Source organism: Pseudomonas sp. ANT_J12, assembly GCF_008370045.1.
Lineage (GTDB): Bacteria > Pseudomonadota > Gammaproteobacteria > Pseudomonadales > Pseudomonadaceae > Aquipseudomonas.
Map to the genome: position 1 here is coordinate 863755 of NZ_VOBN01000001.1, position 16720 is coordinate 880474.

A 16720-nucleotide genomic window follows, 5' to 3' on the forward strand; every position below is an offset into this window, starting at 1 on the left:
TTTCCTTACCGCTCGATCAGCGCAATGCGCTTGTTGTACCAGTTCATCAGCAGGGAAATGCTGATACTGATCGCCAGGTACACGCTCATGGTGATCGCAATCACCTCGATCGCCTGTCCGGTCTGGTTCAGCACCGTACCGGCAAACAACGACACCATCTCCGGATAACCGATACCGGCCGCCAGCGAGGAGTTCTTCGCCAGGTTCAGGTATTGGCTGGTCAGCGGCGGGATGATCACGCGCAGAGCCTGCGGGATGATCACCTTGCGCAGGGTCGGACCGTTGCGCAGCCCCAGGGAACGCGCGGCTTCGGTCTGGCCGTGGCTGACCGACTTGATGCCCGAACGCACGATCTCGGCGATAAACGCCGCGGTGTACACGGTCAGGGCCAGGGTCAAGGCCAGCAGTTCCGGGATCAGGACCCAGCCACCGACAAAGTTGAAGCCTTGCAGCTTCGGCAGTTCCCAGTGCAACGGGGCGCCGAAGATCAGCGCGCACAGCGCCGGGATCACCAGGAACAGCGCCAGGCCGACCCAGAACTTGTGGAACGGTACGCCGGTGGCTTCAAAGCGCTTGTTGGCCCAACGGCACATCAGCACGATGGCGACGATAGCGATAACTACACTGACGAAGAACGCCCAGAACCCGTCCGCCATTTGCGCGGCCGGCATGTTCAGGCCACGGCTGCTGACGAAGAAGGTGTCGCCGAAGTTATGACTGGCCCGCGGGCCCGGCATGGTCAGGAACACCGCGAAGTACCAGAACAGGATTTGCAGCAGCGGCGGAATGTTACGGAAGACTTCCACGTAAACCGTCGCCAGTTTGCTGATGATCCAGTTCGGCGACAGCCGTGCCACGCCGACGATGAAACCGAGCAGGGTCGCCAGGACCACGCCGATGACCGTCACCAGCAAGGTGTTGAGCAGGCCGATGACAAACACCCGGGCATACGTGTCCGATTCGGTGTAGTCGATCAGGTGTTGAGCGATGCCGAACCCGGCACTGCGATCCAGAAAACTGAAGCCGGAGGTAATGCCCCGGTGTTGCAGGTTGGTTTGCGTATTGTCGAACAGATACCAGCCCATCGCGACAACCGCGACGATGGTGATGATCTGAAATAGCCACGCACGCACTTTTGGATCGCTGAGGCTGAGCCTCTGCTTTGGTGCGCCGATTGATTTTTGCATGGAGTGCCCCGGAAATAATGGAACAGAACATCACCCGGTGGTTGGCCCACCGGGTGATAGAACCATCAGCGCACTGGTGGTGCGTATTGAATGCCGCCGTTGGTCCACAGGGCGTTCAGGCCACGGTCGATTTCCAGCGGGGTGCTCTTGCCGAGGTTTTTCTCAAAGATTTCGCCGTAGTTACCGACTTGGGAAACGATCTTGACGACCCAGTCCTTCGGCAGTTTCAGGTCCTTACCGTATTCACCGTCGGCACCCAACATACGGGCAACGTCAGGGTTCTTGGTGGACTTGGCTTGTTCCAGTACGTTTTTCGAGGTAACACCGGCTTCTTCGGTGTTCAACAGCGCGTAGCCAACCCAGCGAACGATCGCCAGCCACTCGTCGTCGCCGTTACGCACGACTGGACCCAGTGGTTCTTTGGAGATGGTTTCCGGCAGTACCACGTAGTCTTTTGGCGAAGCCAGTTTGCTGCGCTGTGCGTAGAGCTGCGACTTGTCGGAGGTCAGCACGTCGCAACGACCGGATTCCAGCGACTTGGCGCTTTCATCGGAGGTATCGAAGGTGATCGGGGTGTACTTCAGGTTGTTGGCACGGAAGTAGTCGGAAACGTTCAGCTCGGTGGTGGTACCGGCCTGGATGCAGATGGTTGCACCGTCCAGTTCCTTGGCACTTTTCACGCCCAGCTTGCTGTTGGCCAGGAAGCCCACGCCGTCGTAATAAGTGATGAAGCCAGGGAATTTCAGGCCCATGCCCGCATCGCGGGAACTGGTCATGGTGGTGTTACGGGAGAGAATGTCGATCTCGCCGGACTGCAACGCGGTGAAGCGCTCCTTGGCGTTCAACTGGCTGAACTTGACCTTGTTGGCGTCGCCGAATACGGCAGCGGCCACAGCACGGCAGACGTCAGCGTCGATCCCGAGGATCTTGCCGGTGGAGTCCGGAACCGAGAAACCCGGCAGGCCGTCACTCACGCCGCACTGTACAAAACCTTTCTTCTGCACTGCATCCAGGGTTGCACCCGCCTGAGCGAACCCGCTGACACCGAGCACTGCGGCTGCAGTCACGATAGCCAGGGTGGATTTCAACATTTTCATTCAAACCTCCAGTTTTGCTCTTGTTGTGTCGGAGCTGAGTCCCGTCGCACCCTTTTGAGGCATTGTTGACCCGTGTTGGCTTTTTTTGGGGTCAACCGACGTCAGGACCGTCGCTATGAGTCTATTAGGAGAAAATCCACATCATGGATCACTCGCTTCTCACCAATCGGCCGAACGGGCTGTAGCCCTTTCACGTTCGCTACGCCCGTAACGGCCGCTGGCGAACATCCATCACCGGATTCTTTGCTATCCCGTCCTCGGCAGTACACTGATAGTGTTACCGCCAGGCGCGAGATTGGTTGCACAGGTTTCCCCATAGCAAAGCCCGTACCACACCGCTCGCTCAAGCGATTCAGCGACAGGTCAATAGCAAAACTTGTAGCCTTGCGACATCTTCTTAACTGATCAACCAGACGCGCACTCACATCTCGCACTCAATGAGAGCGCACGCACAAAATTGGAGCAGACATGACTCAGCCCTTGATTCTTCAGCCCGGCAAGCCAGTAGACGCCTGCGTTATCTGGCTGCACGGCCTGGGCGCCGACCGCTACGACTTTCTCCCGGTGGCCGAAACGCTTCAAGAAAGCTTGCTGACCACCCGTTTCGTTCTGCCCCAGGCGCCGACCCGGGCTGTCACCATTAATGGTGGCTACGAGATGCCGAGCTGGTACGACATATTGGCCATGAACCCGGCGCGTGCGATCAGCCGCGAGCAACTGGATGAGTCAGCGGACATGGTCATCGCGTTGATCGAAGAGCAGAAGGTCAGCGGAATAGACGCCTCGCGCATCTTTCTCGCCGGGTTTTCCCAGGGTGGCGCGGTGGTGTTGCACAGCGCTTTCCTGAAATGGCAGGGCCCGCTGGGCGGCGTACTTGCCCTGTCGACTTATGCACCGACCTTCAGCGATGAACTGGAGCTGTCCGCCAGCCAGCAACGCATTCCGGTGCTAAGCCTGCACGGCCAGTACGATGACGTTGTGCAAAACGCCATGGGCCGTAGCGCTTATGAGCATTTAAAGCAGCGTGGTGTCACCGTGACATGGCAGGAATACCCAATGGGCCACGAAGTGTTACCCGAAGAAATTCGCGATATCGGTACCTGGCTCGCCGAGCGCTTGCGTTAACTCTTTATATGAACAGAACGTCCTTTAGCTTCCTTTGATCATCCCGCTACGCCGCGCCCGTTTCTTGCATTACACTGGCCGGCGTACATTCCTTAACCAATTGATGAGATGACCGTGCTCAAAGCACTCAAAAAAATGTTCGGTAAAAGCGAGACTGAGCAGCTCGCGCCAGTCGCCAGCGCTCCGTCTCACACCACCAGCCACCGCACCGACGGTCGTCAGCCTGGCCGGACCGCAGCCGCAGCGGCACCGAAACAAGAGCCCGTGACCACACCGGCCGCCCCACCTGTCGAGGCAATCGCTGCCGAACAACCGCTCAGCGAAACCCCGAAACCTGCAAAACCGCGTCGCGAACCCAAGCCAAAAGCCCCGGTCATTCCCTGGAAACTCGAAGACTTCGCCGTCGAGCCCATGGAAGGCAAGACCCGTTTCCACGATTTCAAGCTCGCCCCGGAACTGATGCACGCCATCCAGGACCTGGGCTTTCCGTATTGCACGCCGATCCAGGCGCAAGTCCTGGGCTTCACCCTGGCCGGCAAAGACGCCATCGGTCGCGCCCAGACCGGCACCGGCAAAACCGCCGCGTTCCTGATTTCAATCATCACCCAGTTGCTGGAAACCCCGCCGCCGAAAGAGCGTTACATGGGTGAACCGCGGGCGCTGATCATTGCGCCGACCCGCGAACTGGTGGTGCAGATCGCCAAGGACGCAGCCGACCTGACCAAGTACACCGGCCTCAACGTCATGACGTTCGTCGGCGGCATGGACTTCGACAAGCAGCTCAAGCACCTCGAAGCCCGTCACTGCGACATCCTCGTCGCCACCCCGGGCCGCCTGCTGGACTTCAACCAGCGCGGCGACGTGCACCTGGACATGGTCGAAGTGATGGTCCTGGACGAAGCCGACCGCATGCTCGACATGGGTTTCATCCCGCAAGTGCGTCAGATCATTCGCCAGACCCCGCCGAAGAACGAGCGCCAGACGCTGCTGTTCTCCGCGACCTTTACCGAAGACGTGATGAACCTGGCCAAGCAATGGACCACCGAGCCATCGATCGTCGAGATCGAAGCGCAGAACGTGGCCAGCGAAAACGTCGAGCAACATATCTACGCCGTGGCCGGTGCCGACAAATACAAACTGCTCTACAACCTGGTCACCGACAACGGTTGGGAGCGGGTGATGGTCTTCGCCAACCGCAAGGATGAAGTGCGGCGCATCGAAGAACGCCTGGTGCGCGATGGCGTCAACGCTGCGCAGCTGTCCGGCGATGTGCCGCAGCACAAGCGGATCAAGACCCTGGAAGGTTTCCGCGAAGGCAAGATCCGCGTGCTGGTGGCCACCGATGTTGCCGGTCGCGGCATCCACATCGACGGCATCAGCCACGTGATCAACTTCACCCTGCCGGAAGTGCCGGACGACTATGTGCACCGCATCGGTCGGACGGGTCGTGCGGGCGCTGATGGCGTGTCCATCAGCTTCGCCGGGGAAGATGACTCCTACCAGCTACCGTCCATCGAGGCGCTGCTGGGCAAGAAAATCAGCTGTGAAACGCCACCGACGCATCTACTGCGGGCGGTTGAGCGCAAGCGCCCGTAACCCAGGCGCACTGAAGGGAGGCGCAGCCGGCAACGGACTGCGCTTTTTTTTCGCCTCGGCTTTTTAACAGGGCTTGCTCAAGAACACTAAAAGTCCATAATGGACAAATAAGTTTACTTTCAGCGCCCGGAGCCGAGCATGTCCAGTACGCCCTACGTGATCCACCAACATCAGGCCCGCGAGCTGCTGGCCCAGGTCGATGTACCGCAGATCCTGCGCAAACTGTTCCGCGACCTGGCCGCCGGGCAAGCCGTGCAACCGGCGCAGCAACTGGTGGAATTCCCCCAGGGCGCAGGCGACTTCATCAACTATCTGGGCGTGTTGGCCGAAGATGGCGTCTACGGGATCAAGACTTCGCCCTATATCGTGCGTGAACAAGGTCCGCTGGTGACCGCGTGGACGTTGCTCATGTCGATGCAAACCGGCCAGCCGCTGTTGCTGTGCGATGCCGGGGAACTGACCACCGCCCGCACCGCCGCGACCACCGCCGTAGCAGTCGACGCCCTCGCCCCGCTGAACGCCCGACGTTTGGCGATTATCGGCAGTGGCAAAGTGGCCCAGGCGCATTTGCACTACGTCAAGGACCTGCGGGACTGGCAGAGCATCAGCCTGTTCTCGCCAGGCTTGAGCGAACTGGATGCCGAGGCTCGGGCACACCTGCAAAGCCTCGACTCACGGCTGAGCCTCGTCGACAGTCGCGAAGCGGCGATTCACGACGCCGACGTGATCATGCTCTGCACCTCGTCCGCCGGCCCGGTGATCGATCCGGCCACCCTGAGCAAACCCGCCCTGATCACCTCGATCAGCACCAACGCCCCACGGGCCCACGAAGTGCCACCCCAGCGCCTCAACGACATGCAGGTGTTCTGCGACTATCGTCAGACCACCCCAGGCTCGGCGGGTGAAATGCTGATTGCCGGTGAACAGCATGGCTGGGACAAAAATACGATTGTCGGTGACTTGCCGGATCTGCTCAGCGAGAAAGTGCAGCGTCCGGGCTACGACCGTCATGTGTTCTTCCGCTCCATAGGCCTGGGCCTGGAAGACATTGCGCTGGCGAATGCCCTTTACCACCTCCAGCACTAACCACGCCCCTGTAGGAGCGAGGCTTGCCCGCGAAGGCGGTGTGTCAGTCTCCATATTTGTCTACTGACACACCGCCTTCGCGGGCAAGCCTCGCTCCTACGCACACACATTATTTGCGCCTTTTCAGGAGACGTTCATGAGCCAGGCAGACTTCATCATCATCGGCGGCGGGATTGCCGGCGCTTCCACCGGGTACTGGCTGTCGCAGCACGCACGCGTCATCGTGCTGGAGCGCGAAACCCATCCGGCCTATCACTCCACCGGACGTTCGGCGGCGCTGTACACCGCCGCTTATGGCACACCGCAAGTGCGCGCGCTGACCCAGGCCAGCCGCGACTTCTTCGACGCCCCGCCCGCCGGTTTCTGCGATCACCCGCTGCTGACCCCACGTGGCGAGATGACCGTGGATTTCACCGGTGATCCGGCCGAGCTGAACAATCAATACCTGAGTGCCAAAGCCACGGTGCCGCAGATGCAACTGCTCAGCGCCGAAGAAGCCTGTGCGCGCCTGCCGATCCTGCGCCGGGAAAAAGTCCACGGCGCGATCTACGACCCGACCGCCAGCGACATCGATACCGACGCCTTGCACCAGGGTTATCTGCGCGGGATCAAGCGCAATAAAGGTGAAGTCCACACCGACAGCGAAGTCCTGGGCCTGGCCCGTGACGCCGACGGTGTATGGCACGTGCAGACCAACGGCCAGACCTTCACCGCACCGATCATCATCAACGCCGCCGGCGCCTGGGCCGACAAGGTCGGTGCGCTGGCCGGCGCCGCATCACTGGGCCTGCAACCGAAACGCCGCGCAGCGTTCATCTTCGCCGGCCCCGAGGGCGTGGACATCCACCACTGGCCAATGCTGGTGGCGCTCGACGAATCCTTCTATATGAAGCCCGACGCCGGCATGTTCCTCGGCTCACCCGCCAACGCCGACCCGGTGGAACCCCACGACGTCCAGCCCGAAGAACTGGACATCGCCATGGGCATTTACCAGATCGAAGAAGCCACCACCCTGACCATCCGCCGCCCGACCCGCACCTGGGCCGGGCTGCGCAGTTTCGTGGCTGACGGTGATTTGCTGTCCGGTTTCGATACGCAGGTGCCGGGACTGTTCTGGGTTGCGGCGCAAGGGGGCTACGGCATCCAGACCTCACCGGCCATGGGCCAGGCCAGTGCGGCGCTGGTGCGCGGCGAAGCCTTGCCGCAACAGCTGCGCCAATTCGGCCTGGACGCCGCGATGCTCTCCCCGGCACGCCTGGGCTGAGCCGCGTGAGTGACGTGCCGACCCGATTGCGGCAAACTTCCAGCGCCCTGTTTGATGGGGCGCTGACGCTGCCTGGAGCTCCCTGTATGAATGCACCTGAACAAGACCTGGCCCTGGACAACTTCCGGGCGATTGCCGACGCCATCGCCACGCTGTTCTTTCCTCACGCCGAGGTGGTGCTGCACGATTTGCGCACGCAAAAAGTCGATTACATCGCCAACAACCTGTCGAAACGGGAAATCGGTGACGACTCGGCGCTGGAGGACATGCTCAGCGAAGAGGTCAGCGAACGAAACATCGGGCCGTACGAAAAGCTCAATTGGGACGGTCAGAAGATTCGCAGCCTCAGCAGCGTGCTGCGTGACAGTGACGGCCACCCGCTGGCGGTGCTGTGCATCAACCTGAATATTTCGCTGTTCGAAAATGCCAAGGCGGCGCTGGATCTGTTCCTGTCGCCGACCAAGCTGATCCCGCAACCGGACGCCCTGTTTCGCGATGACTGGCAGGAGCGGATCAACACCTTCCTGCATGCCTGGCTGCGCGAACGTCAATTGAGCCTGAATGTGCTGACCCGCGATCACAAGCGCGAGCTGGTGCTAGCGCTGCACGCTGAAGGGGCGTTCAAGGGCAAAAGTGCGTCGAACTATGTGGCCAATGTGCTGAACATGGGGCGGGCGACGGTGTACAAGCATTTGAAGGAATTGAAGGGTTAGGCATTTTGAGGTGTGTTGTTTGAGCGGGCTTCTTCGCGGGCAAGCCTCGCTCCTACAGGTGGAATGCGTATACCTGTAGGCGCGAGGCTTGCCCGCGAAGGCGGTTAATCAATCGCCGTAGATATCCGACTTGAAATACTTGTCGGAAATCTTCTGATACTCGCCACTCGCACGAATGCCATCGATGGCCGCGTTCAACTCACTGACTAATTCGGTATTGCCCTTGCGCACGGCAATCCCGGCGCCCTCGCCCACGTATTTCGGGTCTTTCAGCTCCGGCCCGACAAACGCGTAGCCCTTGCCGCGAGGCATCGACAGGAAGTCACTGAGCGGAATGGTGTCGGCAAAAATCGCATCGAGGCGGCCGGCGGCCAGGTCCATGTAGATTTCTTCGTTGTTGCCGTAGCGCTTGACGTTGATGCCCTTGGGTTCGAACACCTCAGTGGCGTAACGGTCGGTGGTGGTCGCGCGCTGCACGCCAATGGTCTTGCCCTTGAGGCTGGCGTACTGATCATCCACCGTCGCGCCTTCCTTCATCACCAGCCGCGAGGAGGTGAAGTAGTACTTGTGGGTGAAATCCACTGACTTCTTGCGGTCTTCGTTGATGGTCATGGACGACAGCGCCATGTCGATTTTCTTCACTTTCAGGGAAGGAATCAGACCGTCGAATTCACCTTCGACCCAGGTGCACTTGACCTTCATCTGCGCGCACAAGGCGTTGCCGATGTCGTAGTCGAACCCGACGATCTCGCCTTTGTCGGTCTTGGAGGCGAACGGCGGATACGCCGCTTCGATGCCGATGCGCAGGGTTTTCTCGGCGGCGAACACGCTGCTGCACGCCAACAGGCTCAGGGCCAGACCGGTAATGAGTGGGAATTTCTTCATGTTCGTTTTCTCGCGGGTTGTTGTTGGTTTGGCAAGAGAGAAGAAGAGCTGGAACGGGTACTTTTTGTACTTGTAATTCCATACTGGACTTTTACGTACAAATCGTCAATCGCGCGCGTGGATCTGCTGCGCCTCTGGTCGGGTGGTGAGTCAGGGGGGATTTTTGGTGGTGCGGAGGGCCTCATCGCGGGCAAGCCTCGCTCCTACGGTTGTTCACACATTCGGTGAACGACACAAAACTTGTAGGAGCGAGGTTTGCCCGCGAAGGCGTACTTAAGCGCGCTGCAAAATTATTTCTTCCAACGATCCGCCGCCGCATGATCACTGTCGCGCCCTTCCACCCAGCGCGGTCCGTCGCTGGTGTTTTCTTTCTTCCAGAACGGCGCGCGGGTTTTCAGGTAATCCATGACGAAGGCGCAGGCATCGAACGCGGCCTGGCGGTGGGCGCTGGCGGCGCCGACGAAGACGATCGGCTCGCCCGGTTCCAGGGCGCCGATGCGGTGCAGCACTTCCAGCTTGAGCAGCGGCCAGCGCTGTTCGGCCTCCAGCGCAATCTTGCCCAGGGCCTTTTCGGTCATGCCCGGATAGTGTTCGAGGAACATCCCGGCGACATCGAGCCCGTCATTGAAGTCGCGCACGTAGCCGACAAAACTCACCACCGCGCCGACGCCGACATTGGCGGCGTGCATGGCGTTGACTTCAGACCCCGGATCGAACGCCGTGGCTTGCACGCGAATCGCCATGCTCAGCCCCCGGTCACGGTCGGAAAGAACGCCACTTCATCGCCGTCGACCACCGGCTCGTCGAGCTGGCAGAGGTCTTCGTTGCGGGCGCACATCAGGTTTTGTTCGCTCAACACGTCGGCACCGTCGCGTTGCGCCAGCAGCGCTCGCACGTCATCGACCGTGGCGAAGTCGCCTTCAACCTTGACCGAGTCCACGCCCAGGGCTTCGCGGTAACGGGCAAAAAACTTCACCGTGACCTTCATGACGGATCTGCCTGGAAGTGCCCGCTCTTGCCGCCGAGTTTCTCCAGCAGCCGCACGCTTTCAATGGTCATGCCCCGGTCAACTGCCTTGCACATGTCATAGATGGTCAGCGCGGCGACACTGGCGGCGGTCAGGGCTTCCATTTCGACGCCGGTCTGCCCGGACAACTTGCAACGCGCGACGATGCGCACGGTATCGTCGCCTTCGGCACTGAGTTCGACCTTGACGCCGGTGAGCATCAACGGGTGGCACAGGGGAATCAGATCGCTGGTTTTCTTCGCCGCTTGAATGCCGGCAATGCGCGCCACGGCGAACACATCACCCTTGGGGTGATCGCCGCTGACGATCATCTGCAGGGTTTCGGGCTGCATGCGCACCAGCGCCTGGGCGGTCGCTTCACGGAACGTCACGGCTTTTTCAGTGACGTCGACCATGTTGGCGCGACCTTGGGAATCGAGATGAGTCAGCACGAGGCCTCCTTGAGGCAGCTACAAGCGGCAAGCTACGAGCGGCAAGTGAAAAGCGCAGTAGCTGCAGGTATGGAGGAAAGCATTTAAGCAGCCAAAAGCCGCAAGCTTCAAGCGCTAAGTGAGGTTCACTTGGTTCGCCTGAAACTTGCGGCTTGCAGCTTAAAGCTTGCAGCTTGCAGCTTAGAGATGAGTCTCTGCGTATTCGGCCAGAATCGAACGTGGCACCCCTTGCAGGGTGATGTGTACACCGTTAGGGAAATCCTTGAAGCGTTCAGTCAGGTAGGTCAGCCCGGAGCTGGTCGCGGACAGGTAAGGGGTGTCGATCTGTGCCAGGTTGCCCAGGCACACCACTTTGGAACCGGCGCCGGCACGGGTGATGATGGTTTTCATCTGGTGCGGCGTGAGGTTCTGGCATTCGTCGATCAAAATCAGACTCTGCTGGAAGCTGCGACCCCGGATGTAGTTGAGGGATTTGAACTGCAACGGCACTTTGCTGAGGATGTAGTCCACGCTGCCATGGGTGTTTTCGTCATCCATGTGCAAGGCTTCGAGGTTGTCGGTGATGGCGCCCAGCCAAGGCTCCATTTTTTCCGCTTCGGTGCCGGGCAGGAAGCCGATCTCCTGGTCCAGGCCCTGCACGCTGCGGGTGGCGATGATCCGGCGATAGCGCTTGCTGACCATGGTCTGCTCGATGGCGGCGGCCAGGGCCAGGATGGTTTTACCGGAACCGGCGGCGCCGGACAGGTTGACCAGATGGATGTCCGGATCGAGCAACGCGTACAGCGCCAGGCTCTGATAAATGTCGCGCGGTTTCAGGCCCCAGGCTTCCTGGTGCAACAGGGGTTCCTGATGCAGGTCGAGAATCAGCAGGCGGTCTTCCTCGATCTCCTTGATCCAGCCGACAAAGCCTTGTTCGTCGATGATGAATTCGTTGATGTGCACTGCCGGCAGGTTGTCGATCAGCTTCACCTGATGCCAGGTGCGGCCGTGGTCCTGACGGGTTTCGACCTTGCTCACGAGGTCCCAGAAGGAGCCGGTCATGTTGTGGTAGCCGTTAGGCAGCAGCGAAACGTCGTCGACCAGTTGGTCGGTGCTGTAGTCCTCGGCCGCGATCCCGCACGCTCGGGCCTTGAGGCGCATGTTGATGTCTTTGGTGACCAGCACCACGGGCAGTTTGGGTTCGCGCGCGTGCAGGTCGATCAACTGGTTGATGATGATGTTGTCGTTCAGGTGCTCGGGCAAGATGATGTTCGGCTCGGCGCGCTTGCTCATCAGAATTGACAGCAAACCCTTGGGCCCACTCTTGCCGCGCTGGATCGGCACACCGAGTTCGACATCTTCCGGGCTGGCATCGCCCAGGGTCTTGTCGATCAGGCGGATCGACTGACGGCATTCGGCCGCAACGCTGTGATGCCCGCTCTTGAGCTTATCCAGCTCCTCAAGCACGGTCATCGGGATCGCAACGTGGTGTTCTTCGAAGTTAAGCAGGGCGTTTGGATCGTGAATCAATACGTTGGTATCGAGTACATAAAGGATTGGCTGGTTGGAGGAAGAACTACGTCCGTGATCATCCATACTCGGTCACCTTTGTGGGAGCCATTCGACGCAATACCGTGACAGTGCTGCGCCTCGAAGTGGCCACCGAATTCACCTGTTGGGACTCAAGTGAACTGCTCACAAATGGGTCTTGGAAGACGCCACCTGTGTTGCAGGTTTCGGCGGTCTGTCTTCGTAATACTCCAAAACCCATGACAGAAAAAAGCACTTTGACGTTTTTTTGAAGTTTATTTTTCAGAGTGACGAATAGCCCTTGGCGTGCAGGCATTGTGCCGTTAAAGTCGGAAGTCCGCCTGCATCGAAATTCCTTCCAAAATCACCCCACCCTGCCCTCTGCCTCAACGTTTTCGGGCTTTTCACGCTTTCAGCGAAACGCCACCTGACAGTCCTGCCAACCGATCCCGCTTTGCGCCGTTTGCGCGATCAGCCAGGGCATCGACGTTTTCACCGCGTCCTGCTTCACATTGAAATTGATCACGCCGTGGCGCCACAACAGCATCAGGGTCAGCACCCGTTGTGCGCTTTGTGGGCCCTTGAGCTTGCCGGCGCCGTCCTGGGGATCGATGTCCCACAAAGCCACCTGCAAACCCTGGGACTCGAAGAAGCCCTGGGCATCGGAACGCCGTTGACCATCGGGCGGGCGGAACAGCGGCACGTAGTTCTCCGGGAGCTTGCTCTTGACCAGGTCGGCGCTGCGCCGCACCGAGTCCTGCCAGTCCTGCCAATGGCTGTGGGAGCGGAACTCCCAGCCCTGCACGCCGAGGCATTGCTGTGAATACATGGCTTGCAGGCTCGCCACCGAACGATCGGCCAGCCGCGCCTGGATGTCCTTGCCGAGGACGAAGAACGTGCCGTTCATGTTCGACTTGCGCAGGTACTCGGTCACCCACCCGGTGTTGTCCGGCACGGCATTGGCGGCGCTGTCGAAGGTCAGCAGAAACAGCCGGTCATGCATCTCGTCGCCATTGCGCTCATAGTCGCCAAAACGATCGACTTCACTGCTGGTTTGCGGAAACAGCGCGGCCTTGCGCAACTGCTCGTCGAGGTACTGGGCGTGGAATAACCGGCTCGGCTCGGACCACTTGATATAGAAGCTGTCGTCGCTGACCACGAACTTGGCCGCTTGCTCGCGCAGGGTCGGCAGGTCTTCGACCAGGAAACAGAACGACGCATCCTGATCGCAGCTCTGCTGGGCGAAGTTGTAGTTGGTCAGCAAGCGCTGCCACATACGCTCGCGTAGGGCGTTGATCGAGTCCAGATTGATCGTGCGCAGGCCCAGGCGCTGGGCCAGGCTCGCTTCATTCAGGGACTCGCTGGCCAGCAGCACCCGGGCAAACATGAGGATTTCGGCCCGGGAGGCGACGTCGAACAGGGTCGGGCTGGTGAGTTGTTCCGGCCAGGTGCTGCGATCCAGCGTCGCCACGTCGCCAGGCGCCGCCAGGGCGCCAAAGCTCAAGAGCCAGGCCGAGAATAAAAGAACGATACGCAATGGGATGTCTCCATAACAAAACCCGCGCGGCACTATAGCTGATCCCGCCGACATTCCCGCAGCAGCACTGAACCCATTGTGGCGAGGGAGCTTGCTCCCGCTGGGCTGCGAATCAGACCCAAAGCCCGCGACCTCATTCCTTCAGGTGAAACCTGTGCAGCAATCATGCGACCGCTTCGCGCTCCAGCGGGAGCAAGCTCCCTCGCCACAAAAGCCCGTCCAGTCAAACCACCGATCACCTATGGACTTGATAGCTGGAGTCATCAAGCGCAACCCCCTAGAATCGCCGCACGATTAAAGGAGACGACTTCATGCTGATGGTGATTTCCCCCGCCAAGACCCTCGATTACGAAACACCGCCGGCCACCCAGCGCTTCACCCAGCCGCAATACCTGGACCATTCCCAGGAGCTGATCATGCAGCTGCGCGACCTCACGCCGGCGCAGATCAGCGAGTTGATGCACGTCTCCGACAAGATCGGCGGGCTCAACGCCGCGCGTTTCGGCAGCTGGACCCCGGCGTTCACCCCGGAAAACGCCAAGCAGGCACTGCTGGCCTTCAAGGGCGACGTGTACACCGGCCTGAACGCGCAAACCTTCAGCGAAGCCGACTTCGATTACGCCCAGCAGCATTTGCGCATGCTCTCTGGCCTCTACGGCCTGCTGCGCCCGCTGGACCTGATGCAGCCTTATCGGCTGGAAATGGGCACCAAACTGGCCAATGCCCGTGGCAAGGACCTGTACGCCTTCTGGGGCACGCGAATCAGCGAATGGCTGAACGAAGCGCTGGCCGATCAGGGCGACGATGTGCTGCTGAACCTGGCCTCCAACGAGTACTTCTCGGCGGTCAAACGCAACGCCCTGAACGCGCGCATCATCAATACCGATTTCAAGGACATGAAGAACGGCCAGTACAAAATCATCAGCTTCTACGCGAAGAAGGCTCGCGGGATGATGAGCCGTTTCGTCATCGAAGAGCGCATCAACGACCCGGCCGACCTCAAGCAGTTTGATGTCCAGGGTTATCGCTACAGTGCCGAGCAGTCGAAACCGGACAATCTGGTATTCCTGCGCGACCACGCTCCCGAGTAACGCACACTTTCGGCGCACGACCGCTGGTCGTGCACGCCGTCTGATCGTCCAACAATTCCCCGCCTGTTTCGTCAGTTCACTGGCGCCAAAAATACATCACGCCAATTTCTAACTTTTGTTTCACTCGACAATCATGATTTTTTTCAGTAGTGGCACTGACATTTTTTAACAATGGTGGCACTTACCCATCTGATTCGATAATTACCCTATATATAAAGGGCCAAACGGTAAGTGCTATCAGTTTGAAAGCAGTGCCATCTTTCTCAATATTTCAAGAAATTTCAGAATTCACGATGGGCGGACAGGAACTATGTCCAAATGCGTCGTTCATACCACCGGTAACGATTCTCCCTGAACGTGTAGGAGATAACTTACGCAGAGACGAGAACCATGTAGCCAAGTTGTCACACTAACTTCCGCTTAATGACCTCTTATTTGGGCAACACATATAGGACAGGAAATACGCACCATTACTATCCCCTATACGGCCAAGGCAGCGCCCCTATAAACGTGCTCCACCCGAGCACCCAACCGCTTGATTTACGGGCCCCACGCCTGGCATTGAGCGCGCAAGACCTTTGCACCACGGCCCTGCTAACAGGGCACAGGATGCATAACAGGGCACATCACAATAATAAGGCCTAGTTGCGCACATCTTGAGTGCACTTATTTAGTCACTCGGAACTTAGTATGCCTGCACGCTGCATTGTGGCGCCTGTAAGGCTGCACTTGCGAGTGCACTACGACCGCTGAACACCATTAACTCCGGCCATCTAATGGCTTGATAATTACAGAGGTAAATGCGATGCGCATCAGCATATTTGGTTTGGGTTACGTCGGTGCAGTATGTGCCGGTTGCCTGTCTGCACGTGGCCATGACGTCATTGGCGTTGATGTTGCCAAAGACAAGATCGATATGATCAACGCCGGCAAATCGCCGATCGTTGAACCGGGTCTGGGCGAGCTTCTGCAGAAGGGCATCGAGACGGGCAAACTGCGCGGCACGACCAACTTCGCCGAGGCGATTCGCGACACCGACCTGTCGATGATCTGCGTCGGTACGCCGAGCAAGAAGAACGGCGACCTGGAACTGAACTACATCGAAGCCGTGTGCCGCGAGATCGGTTTTGTCCTGCGCGACAAGACCACCCGCCACACCATCGTAGTTCGCAGCACCGTATTGCCGGGCACCGTCGCAAACGTTGTCATCCCGATTCTAGAAGACTGCTCCGGCAAGAAAGCCGGCGTCGACTTCGGCGTGGCGGTCAACCCGGAATTCCTGCGTGAAAGCACCGCGATCGCCGACTACGACCTGCCACCGATGACCGTCATCGGCGAATTCGACAAGGCCAGCGGCGACGTGCTGCAAGCCCTGTACGAAGAACTCGACGCACCAATCATCCGCAAGGACATCGCCGTTGCCGAGATGATCAAGTACACCTGCAACGTGTGGCACGCCACCAAGGTGACCTTCGCCAACGAGATCGGCAACATCGCCAAGGCGGTCGGCGTCGACGGTCGCGAAGTGATGGAAGTGGTCTGCCAGGACAAAACCCTGAACCTGTCGCAGTACTACATGCGTCCAGGCTTCGCGTTCGGCGGTTCCTGCCTGCCGAAAGACGTGCGTGCCCTGACCTTCCGTGCCGGTTCCCTGGACGTCGATGCGCCGCTGCTCAACTCGCTGATGCGCAGCAACGTGTCGCAAGTGCAGAACGCTTTCGACATCGTTTCCAGCCACGACAAACGCAAAGTCGCCCTGCTCGGTCTGAGCTTCAAGGCCGGCACCGATGACCTGCGCGAAAGCCCGCTGGTCGACCTGGCGGAAATGCTGATCGGCAAGGGTTACGACCTGAGCATCTACGACAGCAACGTCGAGTACGCCCGTGTCCACGGTGCGAACAAGGACTACATCGAGTCGAAGATCCCGCACGTTTCGTCGCTGCTCAACTCCGACTTCGACGAAGTGATCAACAACTCCGACGTGATCATCCTTGGCAACCGTGACGAGAAATTCCGCGCCCTGGCGGAACAGGCTCCACACGGCAAGCAAGTGATCGACCTGGTCGGCTTCATGTCCCAAGCCACCAGCGTCACCGGTCGTACCGAAGGGATCTGCTGGTAAAGCAGCAATAAGCGACAAGCTTCAAGCGGCAAGTTAAGCGCTCTTCACTT

At 59.3% G+C, this 16720-nt stretch carries 15 protein-coding genes; 7 read left to right on the forward strand and 8 right to left on the reverse strand.

Features of this window, described 5'->3' with window-relative positions:
- Positions 1–5: 5 nt before the first annotated feature.
- Both FQ192_RS04210 and FQ192_RS04215 read right to left on the reverse strand, forming a co-directional pair.
- Positions 6–1187 (reverse strand): amino acid ABC transporter permease, encoded by a 1182-nt coding sequence (locus FQ192_RS04210; protein ID WP_149657482.1) that lies wholly within the window; start codon positions 1185–1187, stop codon positions 6–8.
- Positions 1188–1252: 65 nt separating this feature from the next.
- On the reverse strand, positions 1253–2284 hold the full coding sequence (locus FQ192_RS04215) for an amino acid ABC transporter substrate-binding protein (protein ID WP_149657483.1): 1032 nt from the start codon (positions 2282–2284) through the stop codon (positions 1253–1255).
- Positions 2285–2752: 468 nt separating this feature from the next.
- Here FQ192_RS04215 and FQ192_RS04220 point away from each other — a divergent pair, with 468 nt between their 5' ends.
- The 5 genes from FQ192_RS04220 to FQ192_RS04240 all read left to right on the forward strand — a co-directional run bounded on the left by FQ192_RS04220 (position 2753) and on the right by FQ192_RS04240 (position 8068).
- Complete coding sequence (locus FQ192_RS04220) at positions 2753–3409, forward strand: alpha/beta hydrolase (RefSeq protein ID WP_149657484.1); 657 nt, start codon at positions 2753–2755, stop codon at positions 3407–3409.
- A 108-nt stretch (positions 3410–3517) separates the two neighbouring features.
- Entirely contained in the window at positions 3518–5005 is a 1488-nt protein-coding gene (rhlB, locus tag FQ192_RS04225) for an ATP-dependent RNA helicase RhlB (RefSeq protein ID WP_149657485.1), read from the forward strand.
- A 138-nt stretch (positions 5006–5143) separates the two neighbouring features.
- Positions 5144–6091, forward strand: a complete 948-nt coding sequence (locus FQ192_RS04230) for an ornithine cyclodeaminase family protein (protein WP_149657486.1) — start codon at positions 5144–5146, stop codon at positions 6089–6091.
- A 136-nt stretch (positions 6092–6227) separates the two neighbouring features.
- Positions 6228–7355 carry an FAD-binding oxidoreductase gene (locus FQ192_RS04235; RefSeq protein ID WP_149657487.1) on the forward strand — a complete coding sequence of 376 codons (1128 nt, stop codon included), beginning with the start codon at positions 6228–6230 and terminating at the stop codon, positions 7353–7355.
- An 86-nt stretch (positions 7356–7441) separates the two neighbouring features.
- Positions 7442–8068, forward strand: a complete 627-nt coding sequence (locus FQ192_RS04240; protein ID WP_149657488.1) for a transcriptional regulator — start codon at positions 7442–7444, stop codon at positions 8066–8068.
- A 108-nt stretch (positions 8069–8176) separates the two neighbouring features.
- Here the strand turns inward: FQ192_RS04240 and FQ192_RS04245 are convergent, their stop codons facing one another.
- From FQ192_RS04245 to FQ192_RS04270, 6 genes are all read right to left on the reverse strand, one after another.
- The gene (locus tag FQ192_RS04245) at positions 8177–8953 is read right to left on the reverse strand and encodes an ABC transporter substrate-binding protein (RefSeq protein WP_149657489.1); all 777 of its coding nucleotides are present in this window, start codon (positions 8951–8953) and stop codon (positions 8177–8179) included.
- Between the two features lie 290 nt (positions 8954–9243).
- Positions 9244–9696 carry a molybdopterin synthase catalytic subunit MoaE gene (gene moaE, locus FQ192_RS04250; protein ID WP_149657490.1) on the reverse strand — a complete coding sequence of 151 codons (453 nt, stop codon included), beginning with the start codon at positions 9694–9696 and terminating at the stop codon, positions 9244–9246.
- Between the two features lie 2 nt (positions 9697–9698).
- Positions 9699–9941: a MoaD/ThiS family protein gene (locus tag FQ192_RS04255; RefSeq protein WP_149657491.1), complete on the reverse strand. Its 243-nt coding sequence runs from the start codon at positions 9939–9941 to the stop codon at positions 9699–9701.
- Positions 9938–10411, reverse strand: coding sequence for a cyclic pyranopterin monophosphate synthase MoaC (gene moaC, locus FQ192_RS04260; protein ID WP_149657492.1), 474 nt, complete (start codon positions 10409–10411; stop codon positions 9938–9940). Before moaC ends, FQ192_RS04255 begins: the two co-directional genes overlap by 4 nt.
- Positions 10412–10591: 180 nt before the next feature.
- Positions 10592–11986, reverse strand: coding sequence for a PhoH family protein (locus FQ192_RS04265; protein WP_149657493.1), 1395 nt, complete (start codon positions 11984–11986; stop codon positions 10592–10594).
- 346 nt (positions 11987–12332) lie between these two features.
- Positions 12333–13457 (reverse strand): polysaccharide deacetylase family protein, encoded by a 1125-nt coding sequence (locus FQ192_RS04270; protein ID WP_149657494.1) that lies wholly within the window; start codon positions 13455–13457, stop codon positions 12333–12335.
- 311 nt (positions 13458–13768) lie between these two features.
- On the opposite strand from FQ192_RS04270, the gene yaaA reads away from it, so the two are divergent.
- Together yaaA and FQ192_RS04280 are read left to right on the forward strand one after the other, a co-directional pair.
- The gene (gene yaaA / locus FQ192_RS04275; protein ID WP_149657495.1) at positions 13769–14548 is read left to right on the forward strand and encodes a peroxide stress protein YaaA; all 780 of its coding nucleotides are present in this window, start codon (positions 13769–13771) and stop codon (positions 14546–14548) included.
- Between the two features lie 805 nt (positions 14549–15353).
- On the forward strand, positions 15354–16670 hold the full coding sequence (locus FQ192_RS04280) for a nucleotide sugar dehydrogenase (RefSeq protein WP_149657496.1): 1317 nt from the start codon (positions 15354–15356) through the stop codon (positions 16668–16670).
- Positions 16671–16720: the final 50 nt, after the last annotated feature.

Coding starts and splice junctions, on each gene's coding strand:
- yaaA (WP_149657495.1), top strand. CDS start 13,769: ATGCTGATGGTGATTTCCCCCGCCAAGACCCTCGATTACGAAACACCG.
- rhlB (WP_149657485.1), top strand. CDS start 3,518: ATGACCGTGCTCAAAGCACTCAAAAAAATGTTCGGTAAAAGCGAGACT.
- FQ192_RS04220 (WP_149657484.1), top strand. CDS start 2,753: ATGACTCAGCCCTTGATTCTTCAGCCCGGCAAGCCAGTAGACGCCTGC.
- FQ192_RS04215 (WP_149657483.1), bottom strand. CDS start 2,284: ATGAAAATGTTGAAATCCACCCTGGCTATCGTGACTGCAGCCGCAGTG.
- FQ192_RS04245 (WP_149657489.1), bottom strand. CDS start 8,953: ATGAAGAAATTCCCACTCATTACCGGTCTGGCCCTGAGCCTGTTGGCG.
- FQ192_RS04210 (WP_149657482.1), bottom strand. CDS start 1,187: ATGCAAAAATCAATCGGCGCACCAAAGCAGAGGCTCAGCCTCAGCGAT.
- FQ192_RS04280 (WP_149657496.1), top strand. CDS start 15,354: ATGCGCATCAGCATATTTGGTTTGGGTTACGTCGGTGCAGTATGTGCC.
- FQ192_RS04240 (WP_149657488.1), top strand. CDS start 7,442: ATGAATGCACCTGAACAAGACCTGGCCCTGGACAACTTCCGGGCGATT.
- FQ192_RS04235 (WP_149657487.1), top strand. CDS start 6,228: ATGAGCCAGGCAGACTTCATCATCATCGGCGGCGGGATTGCCGGCGCT.
- moaE (WP_149657490.1), bottom strand. CDS start 9,696: ATGGCGATTCGCGTGCAAGCCACGGCGTTCGATCCGGGGTCTGAAGTC.
- FQ192_RS04230 (WP_149657486.1), top strand. CDS start 5,144: ATGTCCAGTACGCCCTACGTGATCCACCAACATCAGGCCCGCGAGCTG.
- FQ192_RS04265 (WP_149657493.1), bottom strand. CDS start 11,986: ATGGATGATCACGGACGTAGTTCTTCCTCCAACCAGCCAATCCTTTAT.
- FQ192_RS04255 (WP_149657491.1), bottom strand. CDS start 9,941: ATGAAGGTCACGGTGAAGTTTTTTGCCCGTTACCGCGAAGCCCTGGGC.